This is a genomic window from Nitrosomonas europaea, from assembly GCF_900167395.1.
Lineage (GTDB): Bacteria > Pseudomonadota > Gammaproteobacteria > Burkholderiales > Nitrosomonadaceae > Nitrosomonas > Nitrosomonas europaea.
This window is the reverse complement of sequence record NZ_FUWK01000054.1, coordinates 1-13,268: the sequence shown is the minus strand read 5'-3', so window position 1 is coordinate 13,268 and position 13,268 is coordinate 1. Positions and strand designations below refer to the sequence as shown.

At 51.5% G+C, this 13,268-nt stretch carries 16 protein-coding genes and 1 pseudogene; 8 read left to right on the top strand and 9 right to left on the bottom strand.

Annotated elements, in window-relative coordinates; translation table 11 throughout:
* Window positions 1-267: pseudogene (locus B5D58_RS12490) on the bottom strand (IS481 family transposase); the annotation flags it as partial.
* 102 nt (window positions 268-369) lie between these two features.
* Between B5D58_RS12490 and B5D58_RS12485 the strand changes: the two are divergent.
* The gene (locus tag B5D58_RS12485) at window positions 370-774 is read left to right on the top strand and encodes a type II toxin-antitoxin system VapC family toxin (protein WP_011110924.1); all 405 of its coding nucleotides are present in this window, start codon (window positions 370-372) and stop codon (window positions 772-774) included.
* A 68-nt stretch (window positions 775-842) separates the two neighbouring features.
* On the opposite strand, the gene B5D58_RS12480 is transcribed toward B5D58_RS12485, so the two are convergent.
* Complete coding sequence (locus B5D58_RS12480) at window positions 843-1,331, bottom strand: MEKHLA domain-containing protein (protein WP_011110923.1); 489 nt, start codon at window positions 1,329-1,331, stop codon at window positions 843-845.
* A 201-nt stretch (window positions 1,332-1,532) separates the two neighbouring features.
* Between B5D58_RS12480 and thiS the strand changes: the two genes are divergently transcribed.
* The 5 genes from thiS to B5D58_RS12455 all read left to right on the top strand — a co-directional run bounded on the left by thiS (window position 1,533) and on the right by B5D58_RS12455 (window position 4,968).
* Entirely contained in the window at window positions 1,533-1,733 is a 201-nt protein-coding gene (gene thiS, locus B5D58_RS12475; RefSeq protein WP_011110922.1) for a sulfur carrier protein ThiS, read from the top strand.
* 74 nt (window positions 1,734-1,807) lie between these two features.
* Complete coding sequence (locus B5D58_RS12470) at window positions 1,808-2,614, top strand: thiazole synthase (RefSeq protein WP_011110921.1); 807 nt, start codon at window positions 1,808-1,810, stop codon at window positions 2,612-2,614.
* A 28-nt stretch (window positions 2,615-2,642) separates the two neighbouring features.
* Window positions 2,643-3,317, top strand: a complete 675-nt coding sequence (gene trmB / locus B5D58_RS12465) for a tRNA (guanosine(46)-N7)-methyltransferase TrmB (RefSeq protein ID WP_011110920.1) — start codon at window positions 2,643-2,645, stop codon at window positions 3,315-3,317.
* A gap of 118 nt (window positions 3,318-3,435) precedes the next feature.
* Complete coding sequence (locus B5D58_RS12460) at window positions 3,436-4,014, top strand: LemA family protein (RefSeq protein ID WP_011110919.1); 579 nt, start codon at window positions 3,436-3,438, stop codon at window positions 4,012-4,014.
* 12 nt (window positions 4,015-4,026) lie between these two features.
* Window positions 4,027-4,968, top strand: coding sequence for a GIDE domain-containing protein (locus tag B5D58_RS12455; RefSeq protein WP_011110918.1), 942 nt, complete (start codon window positions 4,027-4,029; stop codon window positions 4,966-4,968).
* A 35-nt stretch (window positions 4,969-5,003) separates the two neighbouring features.
* Here the strand turns inward: B5D58_RS12455 and B5D58_RS12450 are convergent, their stop codons facing one another.
* The 7 genes from B5D58_RS12450 to B5D58_RS12420 all read right to left on the bottom strand — a co-directional run bounded on the left by B5D58_RS12450 (window position 5,004) and on the right by B5D58_RS12420 (window position 12,029).
* Window positions 5,004-5,807, bottom strand: coding sequence for a copper resistance protein B (locus B5D58_RS12450; protein WP_011110917.1), 804 nt, complete (start codon window positions 5,805-5,807; stop codon window positions 5,004-5,006).
* Window positions 5,804-7,645 (bottom strand): copper resistance system multicopper oxidase, encoded by a 1,842-nt coding sequence (locus tag B5D58_RS12445; protein WP_011110916.1) that lies wholly within the window; start codon window positions 7,643-7,645, stop codon window positions 5,804-5,806. The genes B5D58_RS12450 and B5D58_RS12445 overlap by 4 nt, the downstream gene beginning before the upstream one ends.
* A 171-nt stretch (window positions 7,646-7,816) precedes the next feature.
* Window positions 7,817-9,016, bottom strand: coding sequence for a radical SAM family heme chaperone HemW (gene hemW / locus B5D58_RS12440; protein WP_011110915.1), 1,200 nt, complete (start codon window positions 9,014-9,016; stop codon window positions 7,817-7,819).
* 36 nt (window positions 9,017-9,052) lie between these two features.
* The gene (gene rdgB, locus B5D58_RS12435) at window positions 9,053-9,676 is read right to left on the bottom strand and encodes an RdgB/HAM1 family non-canonical purine NTP pyrophosphatase (protein WP_041356963.1); all 624 of its coding nucleotides are present in this window, start codon (window positions 9,674-9,676) and stop codon (window positions 9,053-9,055) included.
* A 25-nt stretch (window positions 9,677-9,701) separates the two neighbouring features.
* A complete protein-coding gene (rph, locus tag B5D58_RS12430; protein WP_011110913.1) occupies window positions 9,702-10,427 on the bottom strand; it encodes a ribonuclease PH in 726 nt (241 codons plus the stop codon).
* A 67-nt stretch (window positions 10,428-10,494) separates the two neighbouring features.
* The gene (gene map, locus B5D58_RS12425; RefSeq protein ID WP_011110912.1) at window positions 10,495-11,313 is read right to left on the bottom strand and encodes a type I methionyl aminopeptidase; all 819 of its coding nucleotides are present in this window, start codon (window positions 11,311-11,313) and stop codon (window positions 10,495-10,497) included.
* Window positions 11,314-11,426: 113 nt separating this feature from the next.
* Entirely contained in the window at window positions 11,427-12,029 is a 603-nt protein-coding gene (locus B5D58_RS12420) for a hypothetical protein (RefSeq protein ID WP_011110911.1), read from the bottom strand.
* Between the two features lie 106 nt (window positions 12,030-12,135).
* Here B5D58_RS12420 and B5D58_RS12415 point away from each other — a divergent pair, with 106 nt between their 5' ends.
* A complete protein-coding gene (locus B5D58_RS12415) occupies window positions 12,136-12,771 on the top strand; it encodes a c-type cytochrome (RefSeq protein ID WP_011110910.1) in 636 nt (211 codons plus the stop codon).
* 192 nt (window positions 12,772-12,963) lie between these two features.
* On the top strand, window positions 12,964-13,268 hold a 305-nt coding region (locus B5D58_RS12410; protein ID WP_078737650.1), incomplete at its 3' end, for a transposase.

The window sequence follows — 13,268 nt, the reverse complement described above, 5'->3', positions numbered from 1 at the left end:
GGCGTAAAGGCAGTCATCCAACGGCAGCAGCGTATGTTTGCGGAAGGCTACGCAAGCGGCTTCCTGCTCTGGTGTCAGAACCGTGGAACGCGGCTCTTTCGGACCCATCCTGGCATCGTGCGTAAAGTTGCGCTTCTTCCATTTCGCCACCGTCTTGGGATTGATGGCGTAGCGCCTGGCCAGCACATTCAGGCTCTCTTCACTATGTTGTATCGCTCGACGCACCGCCGCTGTCGTGCGGGCGCTCCCGTGTAATATCTGTCCCATAATTCCTCCTGTGTCGGTAGCAAATCATACAATACACCATCACAATGCGGGACCAAACAACTACCTGCTGATACGCCGCGCCTGGAATTCTGAGCGCTGAACATGCTGATTCTGGATAGCAATACCATCAGTTATTACTTTCGCGGTGATCCGCAAGTGGTGCTGCGTTTGCAGGCACAGCGCCCGCAGGATGTGGCTGTACCGGCCATTGTGGAATACGAACTGCGCTACGGCCTGTTGCGTTTGCCACCCGAAATGGCTGCACCACGTCTGGCTGCTCTGACTACCTTGCTGCTACCCATGCAGAAACTGCCTTTCGACAGCGAATGTGCCGACCATGCTGCCCGCATTCGAACAACGCTGGAAGCAGCAGAGAACCCTATCGGGCCGCACGATACCCTGATTGCCGCCACCGCCTTGCGTCACGGCGCAACACTGATCACACGCAACGTACGCGAATTTTCCCGTGTACCAGGTTTGCAATGGATAAACTGGCATGAGGGTTGAGCCAATTCTTCCATTCCGGTGCTTATGCTGACGACATCCTTGCCGTGCTGAACTCGGCATCCATAACCTCAGTCTGCAGTAAACACCGGTTGTAATACTTCCCATTCTGGAATCATCGCAGCCTGTCCGTAAAATCGGCCGCTCTCGTCCAGCAGATTCCAGACAGTTGCATGGCGTATCAGAAACCGGCGACCATCGGCAGCAATACGAACACCCGTGTAATCATCGATGTAGCCGTCGCGTGATACATGATCCAGCAGGCGCGTACGTTCCGCGCGATCCACCGGTTCTGCTGACAGACGTGAAGGCATCCGGGTAAACTCATCCCAGGTCATACCGAACAGTTGCAAGGCAGTCTGGTTACCATAATTGAAAATCGGATCAGGCTGGGTGCCATGCGAGACAAGAGCGAAAGGTGCCTGCTCCAGCCACACTATTGCTTCACTGGCACCCAGCTTCGGGTCGAACAAATATCGGCCGGTATAATGGCGATAACTTTCCTGCAAAATCGCCACGTGACGTGCTGTTTGATCTTTTTTGCTGTCAGGTAAGGTCATGCTGTGAAAAATCTCCATCATCCGGACGGGTACAGGTGTTTATTTTCCTTAAAAACACGTTTTTACAGATTGGCCTTTGATTCAGGTACCACCTTCATCACTGCCTATCTGAAAAATCTCTGTTCTACCATCGATCCAGACCCGCGTGCTAGAATAAATCCCTTCATTTATGGGCTGCCTTTGGCTACTTTTCTGAAAATTATGCAACTCATCATCAACGGACAGCAACAAAGTTACGATGGCCCGATGAATGTACAGCAGCTGGTAGAAAAGTTATCGCTGCAGAACAAGCGTTTTGCCATCGAGCGCAACGGTGAAATCATTCCCCGCAGCCGTTTCCCTGAACTACTCCTCAATGAAGGAGATCAACTGGAAATCATTGTGGCGGTGGGTGGTGGCTGATTTTTCGATCGCTCAAAATTCATTCCAGTCTCTGGCCGTACCCTTCAACTGACCACATCGATCCTGACGTATTTATGGAACCTCTCGTCATAGCCGGTAAAAGTTATTCCTCCCGTTTACTGCTGGGGACGGGAAAATACAGGGATTTCGCTGAAACCCGTGCGGCAGTCGATGCCAGTGGTGCACAAATCATCACGGTAGCGATACGCCGTACCAATATCGGGCAAAATCCCGACGAACCCAATCTGCTGGATATACTTCCACCGTCGCAGTTTACGCTGCTACCCAATACTGCCGGCTGTTACACAGCAGAAGATGCCGTCCGTACACTGCGTCTGGCACGTGAACTGCTCGATGGACATGCACTGGTCAAACTGGAGGTACTGGGTGACCAGAAAACGCTGTTTCCCGATGTGGTTGCAACCATCGAAGCCGCAAAAATTCTGGTCAAAGAGGGTTTTCAGGTCATGGTCTATACCTCGGATGACCCTATTGTCGCCAGACAACTGGAAGACATCGGTTGCGCAGCTATCATGCCACTGGCTTCACTGATCGGTTCCGGCATGGGGATCCTCAATCCCTGGAATCTGCAGATCATCATAGACAAAGCTACAGTACCGGTCATTGTGGATGCAGGCGTCGGTACCGCATCGGATGCTGCCATTGCGATGGAACTTGGTTGTGATGGCGTACTCATGAACACCGCAGTAGCCAGTGCCCGCAATCCGATATTGATGGCTAGCGCCATGCGTAAAGCGGTCGAGGCCGGGCGTGAAGCCTACCTTGCCGGACGTATGCCCAGGAAAATTTACCAGGCCAGCCCGAGCTCTCCAGCAGAAGGCATGTTTACCGGCACTCAGCATCCTGCTGCCAACAGCTAAGCAATACACTTTCTCAGGAAACCGGTTTTTGTCTTCTCATCCTCCGATTCGCAGTTATGTGCTCCGTCAGGGATATTTTTCCAATGCGCAGCGACACGCCTACGAATCGCTGTTGCCACGTTACGGCATCCCACTCACTGAAGAACCAGTCGATCTCGATTCGATCTTCGGACGCACGGCACCCGGAATTCTGGAAATTGGATCAGGGATGGGAGAAACCACTGCCGAAATCGCCAGGCAACATCCGGAGAAGGATTTTATAGCCATTGAAGTTCACGCACCGGGAATCGGCAGTCTGCTTGGTCAAATCGAAAAACACAGACTGACCAATCTGCGCATCATCCCGCACGATGCAAAACTGGTTTTGCAGCAAATGTTTACCAGCGAGTCGCTGGATGGCATCCACATTTTCTTCCCGGATCCGTGGCCCAAGGCACGGCATCACAAACGCCGCCTGATCCAGCCGGATTTTGTTTCACTTCTGTGTGACCGGCTGAAACCCGGCGGCTATCTGCATATCGCCACCGACTGGGAAGACTACGCCACCCATATTCTGCATGTATTGCGCAGTGAAGAACGATTCGTCAATACTGCCGTCGACTACGCCGCACGCCCTGCCTACCGGCCGCTGACCAAATTTGAACAGCGTGGGATGAAGCTCGGCCACACCATCCGCGACATTATCTTCACCAGAACCGCCTGAACAACAACGCGGTAATTGCTGCGCAACCCCCGATAAAACACTATTGCCCGTCTTTCCGGCATCAAAAAATCCCGGCCAGTGTCGTTGATAAGGTTTTGATTATCTTTACGGACACCCCATGAATCTGGCTATTTCTTTCTATATTTTGCTCGCTGTGACCGTCGCCCTGTTGGTGATCGGAGTCATGATCTATAACAGTCTGGTGGATATCAAACATACTGTTTCCCAGGCCTGGTCAAATATCGATGTTCTACTGAAACAACGCCATGACGAGCTGCCCAGGCTGGTTGAAACCTGCAGGCACTATATGAAATTTGAGCAGGAAACACTCAGCCGGGTCATGGAAGCACGTACCAGCATTGCGCATGCTCGTGAAACAGGTAATCTGCCTGCCCTGGGTGCAGCAGAAAGTATATTGAGAGCAGGGCTGGGGCAACTGTACGCTGTAGCGGAAGCTTATCCCGAACTCAGGGCCAGCGAAAAATTCCAGCATTTGCAGACCCGCATCACCAGTCTGGAGAATGGCATTGCCGACCGGCGCGAGTACTACAATGAAGCAGTCAGAAACAACAATATCCGCATCGAACAGTTCCCGGAAATCCTTATCGCCAGATGGTTTGGATTCAGTGCACGATCACTGCTGAAATTTACTACGATCAACAAACACGACCACGACCTGGGCAAACTGTTCGACTGATCGACTGTCGTCATGGAAACTGCCGCAACCAATCTCGTGCGCAGCCTCACCCCGCAAGAGTACGGATTTACGCTGATCATCCTGATACTGGCAGCTCTGACAGGCTTTTACTGTTTCATACGTGCATGGAAACGATGGCATCTGATCAAGGATACCCCCACGGCACGTCTGCGTTCTGCACACCAGGGCCGTATCGAACTGGAAGGCAAGGGAAGATCTCTCCCCGACCAGCCCGTTTTTGCTCCGTTATCCAATCATGAATGTCTCTGGTACCACAGCCGGATCGAACGCAAAGAAACCATCCTGGAACAGAAACGCACACGTACCGAATGGAAAATTCTGTATCGAAACACCAGCAACCATCCATTTCTGCTGGACGATGGTACCGGAATATGTCAGGTCGACCCGGAAGAGGCGGAAATCATCAGTAATGAGAAACTCGTCTGGTATGGCAACACCGAATGGCCTGTACGGACCGGGATACTAGATAACGGCTCGGCCATTATCGGGCTGGCGAGCCGCTACCGCTATACTGAACAGTTGATTCTGCCCGGACAGCGCCTTTACATCACCGGCCATCTGCAAACACGCTCTCCAGCAACAGAGCGATCCGTACGGGATATTGCGCGTGATCTCCTCAGTGACTGGAAACAGGATAGACGGCAATTGCTGGAACGCTTCGATACCAATCGGGATGGTGAAATAGATCTGGCGGAATGGGAAATTGCCCGTGAAACAGCACTTTCACAAGCACAAACCGTTCACCGGCAACTGCTGCATGAAACAGAAATCCATCACGTCTCTACGCTGAAGGATGGCAGATACCCGTTTATCATTTCGGTTCGCCCGCAAGCGGAACTGATCCGTAAATATCGCCGCAATGCGCTTATTGCTCTGACAGGCTGTTTCAGTGTGGCTGGTTGCATCATCTGGCTGCTGCATGTGCATGGATAGACCTCGGGAGTTTCTGATGACGCTTGAAACACTGATTAGAGCCACAACTGCACGCCAGCCACAAAACGAACCTGGCTGGAATCGCCCCCTTCTTCCCGCACAAGATCAGCAGTCCTGAAAAAACTGCGATCGTATGAAATGCCGATATAAGGCGCGATTTCTCGCCTGATCTCGTAACGCAGCCGCAACCCCAGTTCAATATTATTAAGTCCCTGGCCGGTAGTAAATTTCTCTACCTTTTGCACTGCCGCATGGGTCTCAAAACGTCCTTGCAAAATCAGCCGCTGTGTCAGTAAAAAATCGCGGGATGTCTGAAAGCGCACGGACACATCTCCCTGCTGGCTGATAAAGAGTGCGGACTCCACTTCGTAGCGATAGGGAGCAAGCCCTTGAAAACCGATAACCGCATGCGCCCGGGCTACGTCTTTCCCTCTAACGGTTTGTGTCTCTCCGCGCACACCGATCTGAACATCATAATATTTCCCGATAAACCTGCCGTACAGAAGCTGCATGTCGATGTCGTGCTCTGCCTTGAAAGCCGTATTTCGTTCGCCTTCAGTTTTGAACCACAGGCGGTTGAAATCCCCACCGTACCAGCCCTGTATATCCCAGCGGAAATCGCTATCATCCCTCCCGGGACGGTATTCGAGAACATCGGCGCGCAGGAACGCATAATTCTGGTCGCTGTGGGTCGGATGGTGGTACTTGCCCCGAGGATGAGGTACGGGCAAGATCTGTTTTTCCTTGTCCAGTAATGTTTCCGCGTTTGCCACCGGCATATCCACCCCTGGAGACAGGATCACAACCATGCCGGCCGCAAATTGTGGAAAGGATTTCATGATTCTGTCCCGGGAGCTGCATCCAGAATCTCGACCACACGGAACATCCCTGTTTCCATATGCAAGAGCAAGTGACAATGGAAGGCCCACGGGCCAGGCGCATCCGCAGTAATGGCAACAGAAACACGCTCAGCGGGCTTGACAAGCACTGTGTGCTTGCGCGGGAGGTACGCGCCAGCGCCATTTTCCAGATACATCCACGTACCATGCAGATGCATCGTGTGCTCCATCATCGTATCGTTGACAAAAATCCAGCGCAGCCGCTCCCCGTGACGAAAAAGGATCGACTCTTTCGCATCCGAGTATTTCTCACCATCGAACGACCATATGAAGCGTTCCATATGACCAGTGAGATGAATTTCGAGCTCACGCTCCGGCTCGCGCTGGTCGGGATAGGGTTTGAGACTCTTCAAGTCAGTGTAGACCAGTACCCGGCGGCCATCATTTCCCAGTCCGATACCCGGTTCATCCATACGGCTCTGCGTGAAATCCGGAATGAACTGATTCCCGGATCCATGATCGTCAGTACCATGCCTGACCGGCCTGCTATCGGGGAACCCGGGTTGGGCATGTCTGTCATGCCTGCCATGAATACCCTCCTTCGCGTGTTCTCCATGCCTATCTGGTGTGTCATGCTGCGTACCTTCTTCCGGCTCACCCATGGTTGCATTGCCAGGCGCGTGATTGCCATGATCCACGCCGCTCATGTGTTGCATACCCATATCTGCCATGGTGCGTAGTGAGCGAGGGCGTCGCGATGGAACCTCTGCGGCCATCCCGGGACGCGGCGCGAGCGTACCGCGTGCAAAACCGCTGCGGTCCAGTGTCTCTGCAAAGATCGTGTAAGCGCGCTCTTCTTTAGGTTCAACGATGACATCGTAGGTTTCAGCCGGGCCGATACGAAATTCATCCACTTCAACAGGTTGTACATTCTGTCCATCTGCTTGCACTACGGTCATCCCGAGTCCAGGAATACGGATGTCCTGGAAAGTCATCACCCCTACCTGAATGAAACGTAATCGTATGCGTTCACCCGGATGAAACAGCCCCGTCCAGTTTGCTGCCGGAGTCAATCCATTCATGAGATAGGTATAGGCATGGCCGGTTACATCTGCCAGATCCGTCGGATCCATTCGCATTCGGGCCCACATCAGGTAATCATCAAGTGCCGGGCGCCAGCCATCCCGCATCGCATCCTGGATAAAATCACCCAGCGTACGTTTCTGAAAATTGAAGTAGCCGGGTTGCTTTTTGAGCTTTTCGATCATTGAGTCCACTGAAGAAAAGCTCCAGTCAGAAAGCATGATCACATATTCGCGATCATACTTGACCGGATCCGGCTCAATTGGATCAATAATCATCGGCGCATACACGCCCGCCTGCTCCTGGCCTCCCGAATGACTGTGAAACCAGTACGTGCCGTACTGCCTGATCGTGAAACGGTAAGAAAAGGTCGCTCCCGGCTCGATGCCTGGAAAACTGATGCCGGGCACACCATCCATTTCAGGCGGCAGGAGTATTCCGTGCCAATGTATCGAAGAAGTCTCGTCCAGGTGATTGGTAACATTCAGGGTAATGTCCTGCCCTTCGCGCAGATGAAGCAAAGGTCCTGGAACCGTACCATTGATGGTTGTGGCAGTTGCAATGTGATCGTCGATGCGGAACGGAGTTCTGGCAATAGTGAGATTGATCACATCTCCACTCAACTGCGTAGTCGGAGTAACTACACTCAAGGAATCAGATCTGGCATAGATCGGCAACATCCAGTCCAGCGCAGCAAATGTTCCCAGTGCACCTGATCTTTTCAGAAAAGCACGCCTTGAAATCGGGTCATTCATTCCTGATTCGTCTCCCCTTATTTCAAACCCGGCTAAAGCAACTCATGTATTTGCCCACATGAGGAATTTTCGGGTAGAGAAAAGGAGTGGCATACATGTTGTCTTTCTCCTTCCCTACAAAAAAACCAGCGATCAATCAGAAGTTCTTCTGAAGAATGTTAGCTGCCTGGGTTACGATAAAAAGATCTCCAGCAGATCGTTCAGAAATCGTCTTCCCTCAGGTGTCGGTCGGATGCAATCGTGTTGCCATTCGATCAGCCCGCGCTGCTCGGCTTCGGCAAGCGACTTCTGGATCGATGCAATCGTCAACCCGGTACGGGTATGAAACAATCCGGGGTCAAAACCCTCCGTCAGCCGCAGCGCATTCATCATGAATTCAAAAATTCGGTCCTGCGGCCCTACTTCCTGCTCCGTGGCAAGCAGATTCTCAAGACAGGCATTTCCAGCCATGGCCTGCTCCAGATATTGCCGGGGATGTTTATGGCGCATCTGCCGGATGATTCTGTCACGAAAGCTGATTTTGCTGTGGGCACCCGCTCCGATTCCCAGATAGTCCCCATACTGCCAGTAATTCATATTGTGGAGACATGGCTTCCCCGGTTGGGCAAACGCAGAAGTCTCGTAATGCCGGTAGCCTCGTTCCGCCAGAATGTGCTCGATCATGACCTGCATATCGGCTGATGTATCTTCATCCGGCAATTGCGGCGGATAGCGATAAAATGGAGTATTGGGCTCGATGGTCAGATGGTAAGCAGAAATATGTGCCACTCCCCGGTTGCAAGCCGTTTCAATATCCTGCAACGCTTCGTCCCGGGTCTGCCCCGGCAGCGCATACATCAGGTCCAGATTGACATTACTAAAATGCTGCAGCGCCAGCTCAGCTGCACGCAATGCCTCGGCACCATCGTGGATGCGGCCCAGTGCTTGCAGATGCCGGGAATTGAAGCTTTGAATACCGATGGATAGCCGGTTGATGCCAGCAGAATGAAAATCCGTGAACTTCTGTGCCTCCAGCGTTCCCGGATTGGCTTCCAGTGTGATTTCAACACCGGGAGCAAGGGGCAGTAGCATACGCACATGAGAAAGAATCGCATCAATAGCGGTTGCACTGAACAGACTCGGCGTTCCACCTCCGAAAAATACGCTGGTCACCGGACGTCCCCAGATCAGCGGCAGCGCAAGCTCCAGATCGCGTTTGAGCGCCGTTACATATTCGGATTCCGGAAGATCGCCACCGGAATTGATTGCGTGTGAATTGAAATCACAATAAGGACATTTTCTGACACACCAGGGCAAATGAATATACAACCCCAGAGGAGGCAGTTCGGCCAGATGAGGGGATTTTGAATCCGGCACGGATAAAACTGGCATATCTTTCTTCAAGCCGACCACATGGCCGTAAATACGTTATACCGGCACAACCGGCACTGTCTCATTCTCCGACAGCATCTGTACCAGCCTGGCGAGTGCTTTGCCACGGTGACTGATCCTGTTCTTCTCCTCTATGGAAAGCTCGGCAGCTGTCTTGCCCAGCTCCGGAAGAAAAAAATGCGGGTCATAGCCGAACCCGCCCTGACCGATCGGTTCAGCAATGATTTCTCCGCGCCAGGTATCTTCGATGATGACAGGCTGCGGATCCTGCCCATGACGCAACAGGACGATCACACAGTAATAATAAGCCCGACGGTCAGATTGACCATGCAGTGCCTCGACCAGCTTGCGATTGTTGCGCTCGTCCGAGCGGGGTTCTCCTGCATAACGGGCAGAAAATACACCGGGATCCCCTCTCAGAGCGCTGACGCATATTCCGGAATCGTCTGCCAGCGCGGGCAGGCCGGTTGCCAGACTCGCGTGCCGCGCCTTGGCCAGTGCATTCTCAACGAAAGTCATGTGAGGTTCATCTGCTTCTGTTACCCCGAGTGATGACTGCGTCACCACTTCGATGCCCAACGGAGCCAATAGCCTACTGATTTCAGCAAGCTTTCCCGCATTGTTGCTGGCGATGACGATTTTGTTCAAGGGTGGTTCCATTTTCCATTTGCTTTCATTATCTATCTTAGGCGACAGTCTCCAGTGCTTTTCGCTGTACATCAAACAGCTCCTGCAACCCTTGTTGCGCCATATTCAGCATGACATCCAGTTCCTGACGACTGAAAACGACCTTTTCCGCTGTCCCCTGTACTTCTACCAACCCCAGGCTGCCCGTCATAACGACATTCAAATCCGTATCACAACCGGAATCTTCCAAATAATCCAGATCCAGCAGAGGCTGACCTTTCAGTATGCCCACCGAGACAGCCGCAACGTGATCCCTGATCGGGTTTTGTGAAATCATCCGTTCTGCACGCAGATAGTCGATCGCATCATACAATGCAACGAATGCGCCGGTAATGCTGGCGGTACGAGTGCCTCCATCCGCCTGGATCACGTCACAATCCATCTGAATCGTGCGCTCACCCAATTTCTCCAGATCCAGGATGGAACGCAATGCCCGTCCGATCAACCGCTGGATTTCCATGGTCCGCCCGGACTGTTTGCCTTTGGCAGCTTCACGCTGCATTCTTTCACCCGTGGAACGCGGCAGCATGCCATATTCTGCCGTCAACCAGCCCTGGCCGGCCCCTTTGAGGAAAGGGGGAACTTTTTCGATGACGCTGGCGGTACAAATCACTCTGGTTTCGCCGTACTCGATCAGCACCGAGCCTTCGGCATGCCGGACATAATGGCGGATTATTCTGACCGGGCGCATCTGTGCAGGAGCACGGTTATTGCATCGTGGCATGTCGATCACCTGTTTATGAATCGGGAAGTATGTAATTGCGGCCTGCTGACAAAAAATGTCATCAGATTCAGAAACGATAAGCAGGCCTGGCAGGCGATCCTGAAGAAACTGTCAGCACTTCGTAGCTTTCATCTGTCACCAGAATAGTGTGCTCCCATTGTGCAGACAGGCTGTGATCCTTGGTAATCACGGTCCAGCCATCCGGTAGCTGTTTAATGGCAGCCTTGCCCGCATTGATCATGGGCTCGACGGTAAAAATCATGCCGGGTTTGAGCTCGATTCCCGTACCGGCACGACCATAGTGCAACACCTGGGGATCTTCATGAAATTTCGCACCGATGCCATGACCGCAAAATTCCCTGACGACACTGTAGCCCGCACCCTCTGCCAAACGCTGAATGGCATGACCGATATCCCCCAAATGCTTACCCGGGCGAATTTCTTCGATTCCGCGCCACATTGCTTCATAGGTTAATTCGCACAGCCGTTTGGCCTGGATGGATGGCTCCCCAACGTAATACATACGGCTGGTATCACCATGGTAGCCTTCATAGATGACGGTTATATCAAGATTGACGACATCCCCATCCTTGAGCTTTTTATCTCCCGGAACACCGTGACAGACCTGATGATTCACAGAAGTACAGATAGATTTCGGATAGGGGCTGTAGCCGGGTGGAGCATAGTTCAGAGGCGCTGGTATCGTTTTCTGCACATCGACCATATAACGATGGCAAAGCTCATCCAGCTCACCGGTCGTTACACCGGGCACCACGTAAGGCTCGATATAATCCAGCACCTCGGACGCCAGCCTGCCAGCGATACGCATGGTTTCAATTTCTGGTGCTGTTTTAATATGAATCACTACACCTGCTCCAGCTTGCATCAACAATCATGATAAATACTCCAAGGAATCCGCGAAAAATTCCGGATAAGCAACCCATTGATTTTTTATGAGAAGACACTGAAACCTGATGACTTCAGTGATAACACATTATTTTATAAGCGGCTGCATTCGGTTACTTCCAGCTTCGTTTCCGGGAACTGCTGCGCCAGTTGCCGAACGCTTTCAGTGATTTGTTCCGTCGGATTACGAATATCGAACTCAAACTGCTCCAGAACCTGTTCGCTATCCATAATACGTTCTACCCCTTTGCCTTTCAATTCTTCAACTAATGCTGCCACGTCGGAATCATCCGGCAGGATTGCCAGAGAAATTGCATTATGCCACGGGCTGTCTGCATTTTCCTGAATATGCAAATAGGAAATCCCCGATTTTTTCAGTTGCTCGATCTGTTTTGCAGTCTCACGTGCGTTTCGTAACGGTGGAATATGTACCCAATGAACAGTAACTTCACCTCTGGAAATTTCAGTGATGTGATCCTGTCCCGACTCCCATTTGGAGATTTCCACTCTGACATGTTGCACGACTGGCCCGATCAGATTTTCCCATTTGAGACACGCAACTTTAGCCGGCAACAGCTCAATCTTCTCCGAATGAATCAACGCTATTTGTGCAGGAAGGTTATCATCCGGTCTGCCGTGAAGATAAAAAACAACGAAAATATTTGCCAGCAACAGGAAAACAGAAAACTTTCTCATCTCGTGCGTTTTTGATAAGCGACTGCAGCGTTTACTGCAGCCGGCAAATTTTGTTAGAATACACGGATATTTACCGTTTATTATCAGAAACCAACCTTATACGATCATGAAATTCATTGGAACTACTGTAGCAGCAATCGCACTCACATTCTCCGGCTTTGTGTTTGCCGAATCTCCAGCTGCAGGCGATGTTGAAAAGGGCAAAGAAATCGCAGCCGGTATATGCGCCGGCTGTCATAATGCCGATGGTAACAGTGCCATCCCCCTCTATCCTATTCTTGCCGGACAATACCCGGGGTACATTGCCAAACAGTTGAATGATTTCAAGGTGGTAGAAGGCGAAACAGTCAAGCGTGATAATCAGATCATGGCCCCCATGGTAGCAACTTTGAGCCAGGATGATATCGAAAATCTCGCTGCTTACTATTCACAACAAAAACCCCAACCGGGCACCGCCAGCGATGCTTCTCTGGTTGAGACAGGGAAGAAACTGTACCAAGGTGGAAATCTGGAAAATTCCATTCCCGCATGCTCCAGCTGCCATTCCCCCAATGGACAAGGCATTCCTCCGCATTACCCGAGAATCGATGGTCAGCACCCTGCTTATACTTTATCTCAATTACAAGCATTTCGGCAGGGAACGCGTAAGAATGATACAAATAACACCATGCAAACAATCGTTTCACGCATGAGCGAACAGGAAATGCAAGCTGTATCTGAGTATATCGCCACACTCAGATAATATCTGCGCTTACCTGATGCAATATCAGCAGGGATAATTCTCAGAAATTATCCCCTTTCTGTTTGTATTTCTCGGAATTCTTCAGAGTTGCTTGGTTACCGGGGTATTCTAACCTTCGACACACACACCCAAACCATATCGAAATTCAAGCCACTTAGGGCCTGTTAACACTATTTCTGTTAGAATTACCGAATGGAAATATCCGCATCGCAATTCAAGCTTATTGAAAATCTACTGCCGATACAACGGGGTAACGTCACACTCTCGAATTTGGAAGTGCTCAACGCGATTCTGTATGTTGCAGAGCACGGCTGTAAGTGGCGTGGTCTGCCTGTGAAATTTGGCAATTGGCACAGCATTTACACGCGCGCCAACCGTTGGGCCAGGAATGGCGTCCTGGATCGGGTTTTCCTCGCGCTTCAGCAAAACAAGCTGATACAGCTGGAAGTGGATCACATGTCGCTGGATAGTACGATAGTCAAAGTCCATCCTGATGG

Coding starts and splice junctions, on each gene's coding strand:
- rdgB (WP_041356963.1), bottom strand. CDS start 9,676: ATGGAACCACCCTTGAACAAAATCGTCATCGCCAGCAACAATGCGGGA.
- B5D58_RS12420 (WP_011110911.1), bottom strand. CDS start 12,029: ATGAGAAAGTTTTCTGTTTTCCTGTTGCTGGCAAATATTTTCGTTGTT.
- thiS (WP_011110922.1), top strand. CDS start 1,533: ATGCAACTCATCATCAACGGACAGCAACAAAGTTACGATGGCCCGATG.
- map (WP_011110912.1), bottom strand. CDS start 11,313: ATGCAAGCTGGAGCAGGTGTAGTGATTCATATTAAAACAGCACCAGAA.
- B5D58_RS12445 (WP_011110916.1), bottom strand. CDS start 7,645: ATGAATGACCCGATTTCAAGGCGTGCTTTTCTGAAAAGATCAGGTGCA.
- hemW (WP_011110915.1), bottom strand. CDS start 9,016: ATGCCAGTTTTATCCGTGCCGGATTCAAAATCCCCTCATCTGGCCGAA.
- B5D58_RS12480 (WP_011110923.1), bottom strand. CDS start 1,331: ATGACCTTACCTGACAGCAAAAAAGATCAAACAGCACGTCACGTGGCG.
- B5D58_RS12460 (WP_011110919.1), top strand. CDS start 3,436: ATGAATCTGGCTATTTCTTTCTATATTTTGCTCGCTGTGACCGTCGCC.
- B5D58_RS12470 (WP_011110921.1), top strand. CDS start 1,808: ATGGAACCTCTCGTCATAGCCGGTAAAAGTTATTCCTCCCGTTTACTG.
- B5D58_RS12485 (WP_011110924.1), top strand. CDS start 370: ATGCTGATTCTGGATAGCAATACCATCAGTTATTACTTTCGCGGTGAT.
- B5D58_RS12450 (WP_011110917.1), bottom strand. CDS start 5,807: ATGAAATCCTTTCCACAATTTGCGGCCGGCATGGTTGTGATCCTGTCT.
- rph (WP_011110913.1), bottom strand. CDS start 10,427: ATGCCACGATGCAATAACCGTGCTCCTGCACAGATGCGCCCGGTCAGA.
- B5D58_RS12455 (WP_011110918.1), top strand. CDS start 4,027: ATGGAAACTGCCGCAACCAATCTCGTGCGCAGCCTCACCCCGCAAGAG.
- B5D58_RS12415 (WP_011110910.1), top strand. CDS start 12,136: ATGAAATTCATTGGAACTACTGTAGCAGCAATCGCACTCACATTCTCC.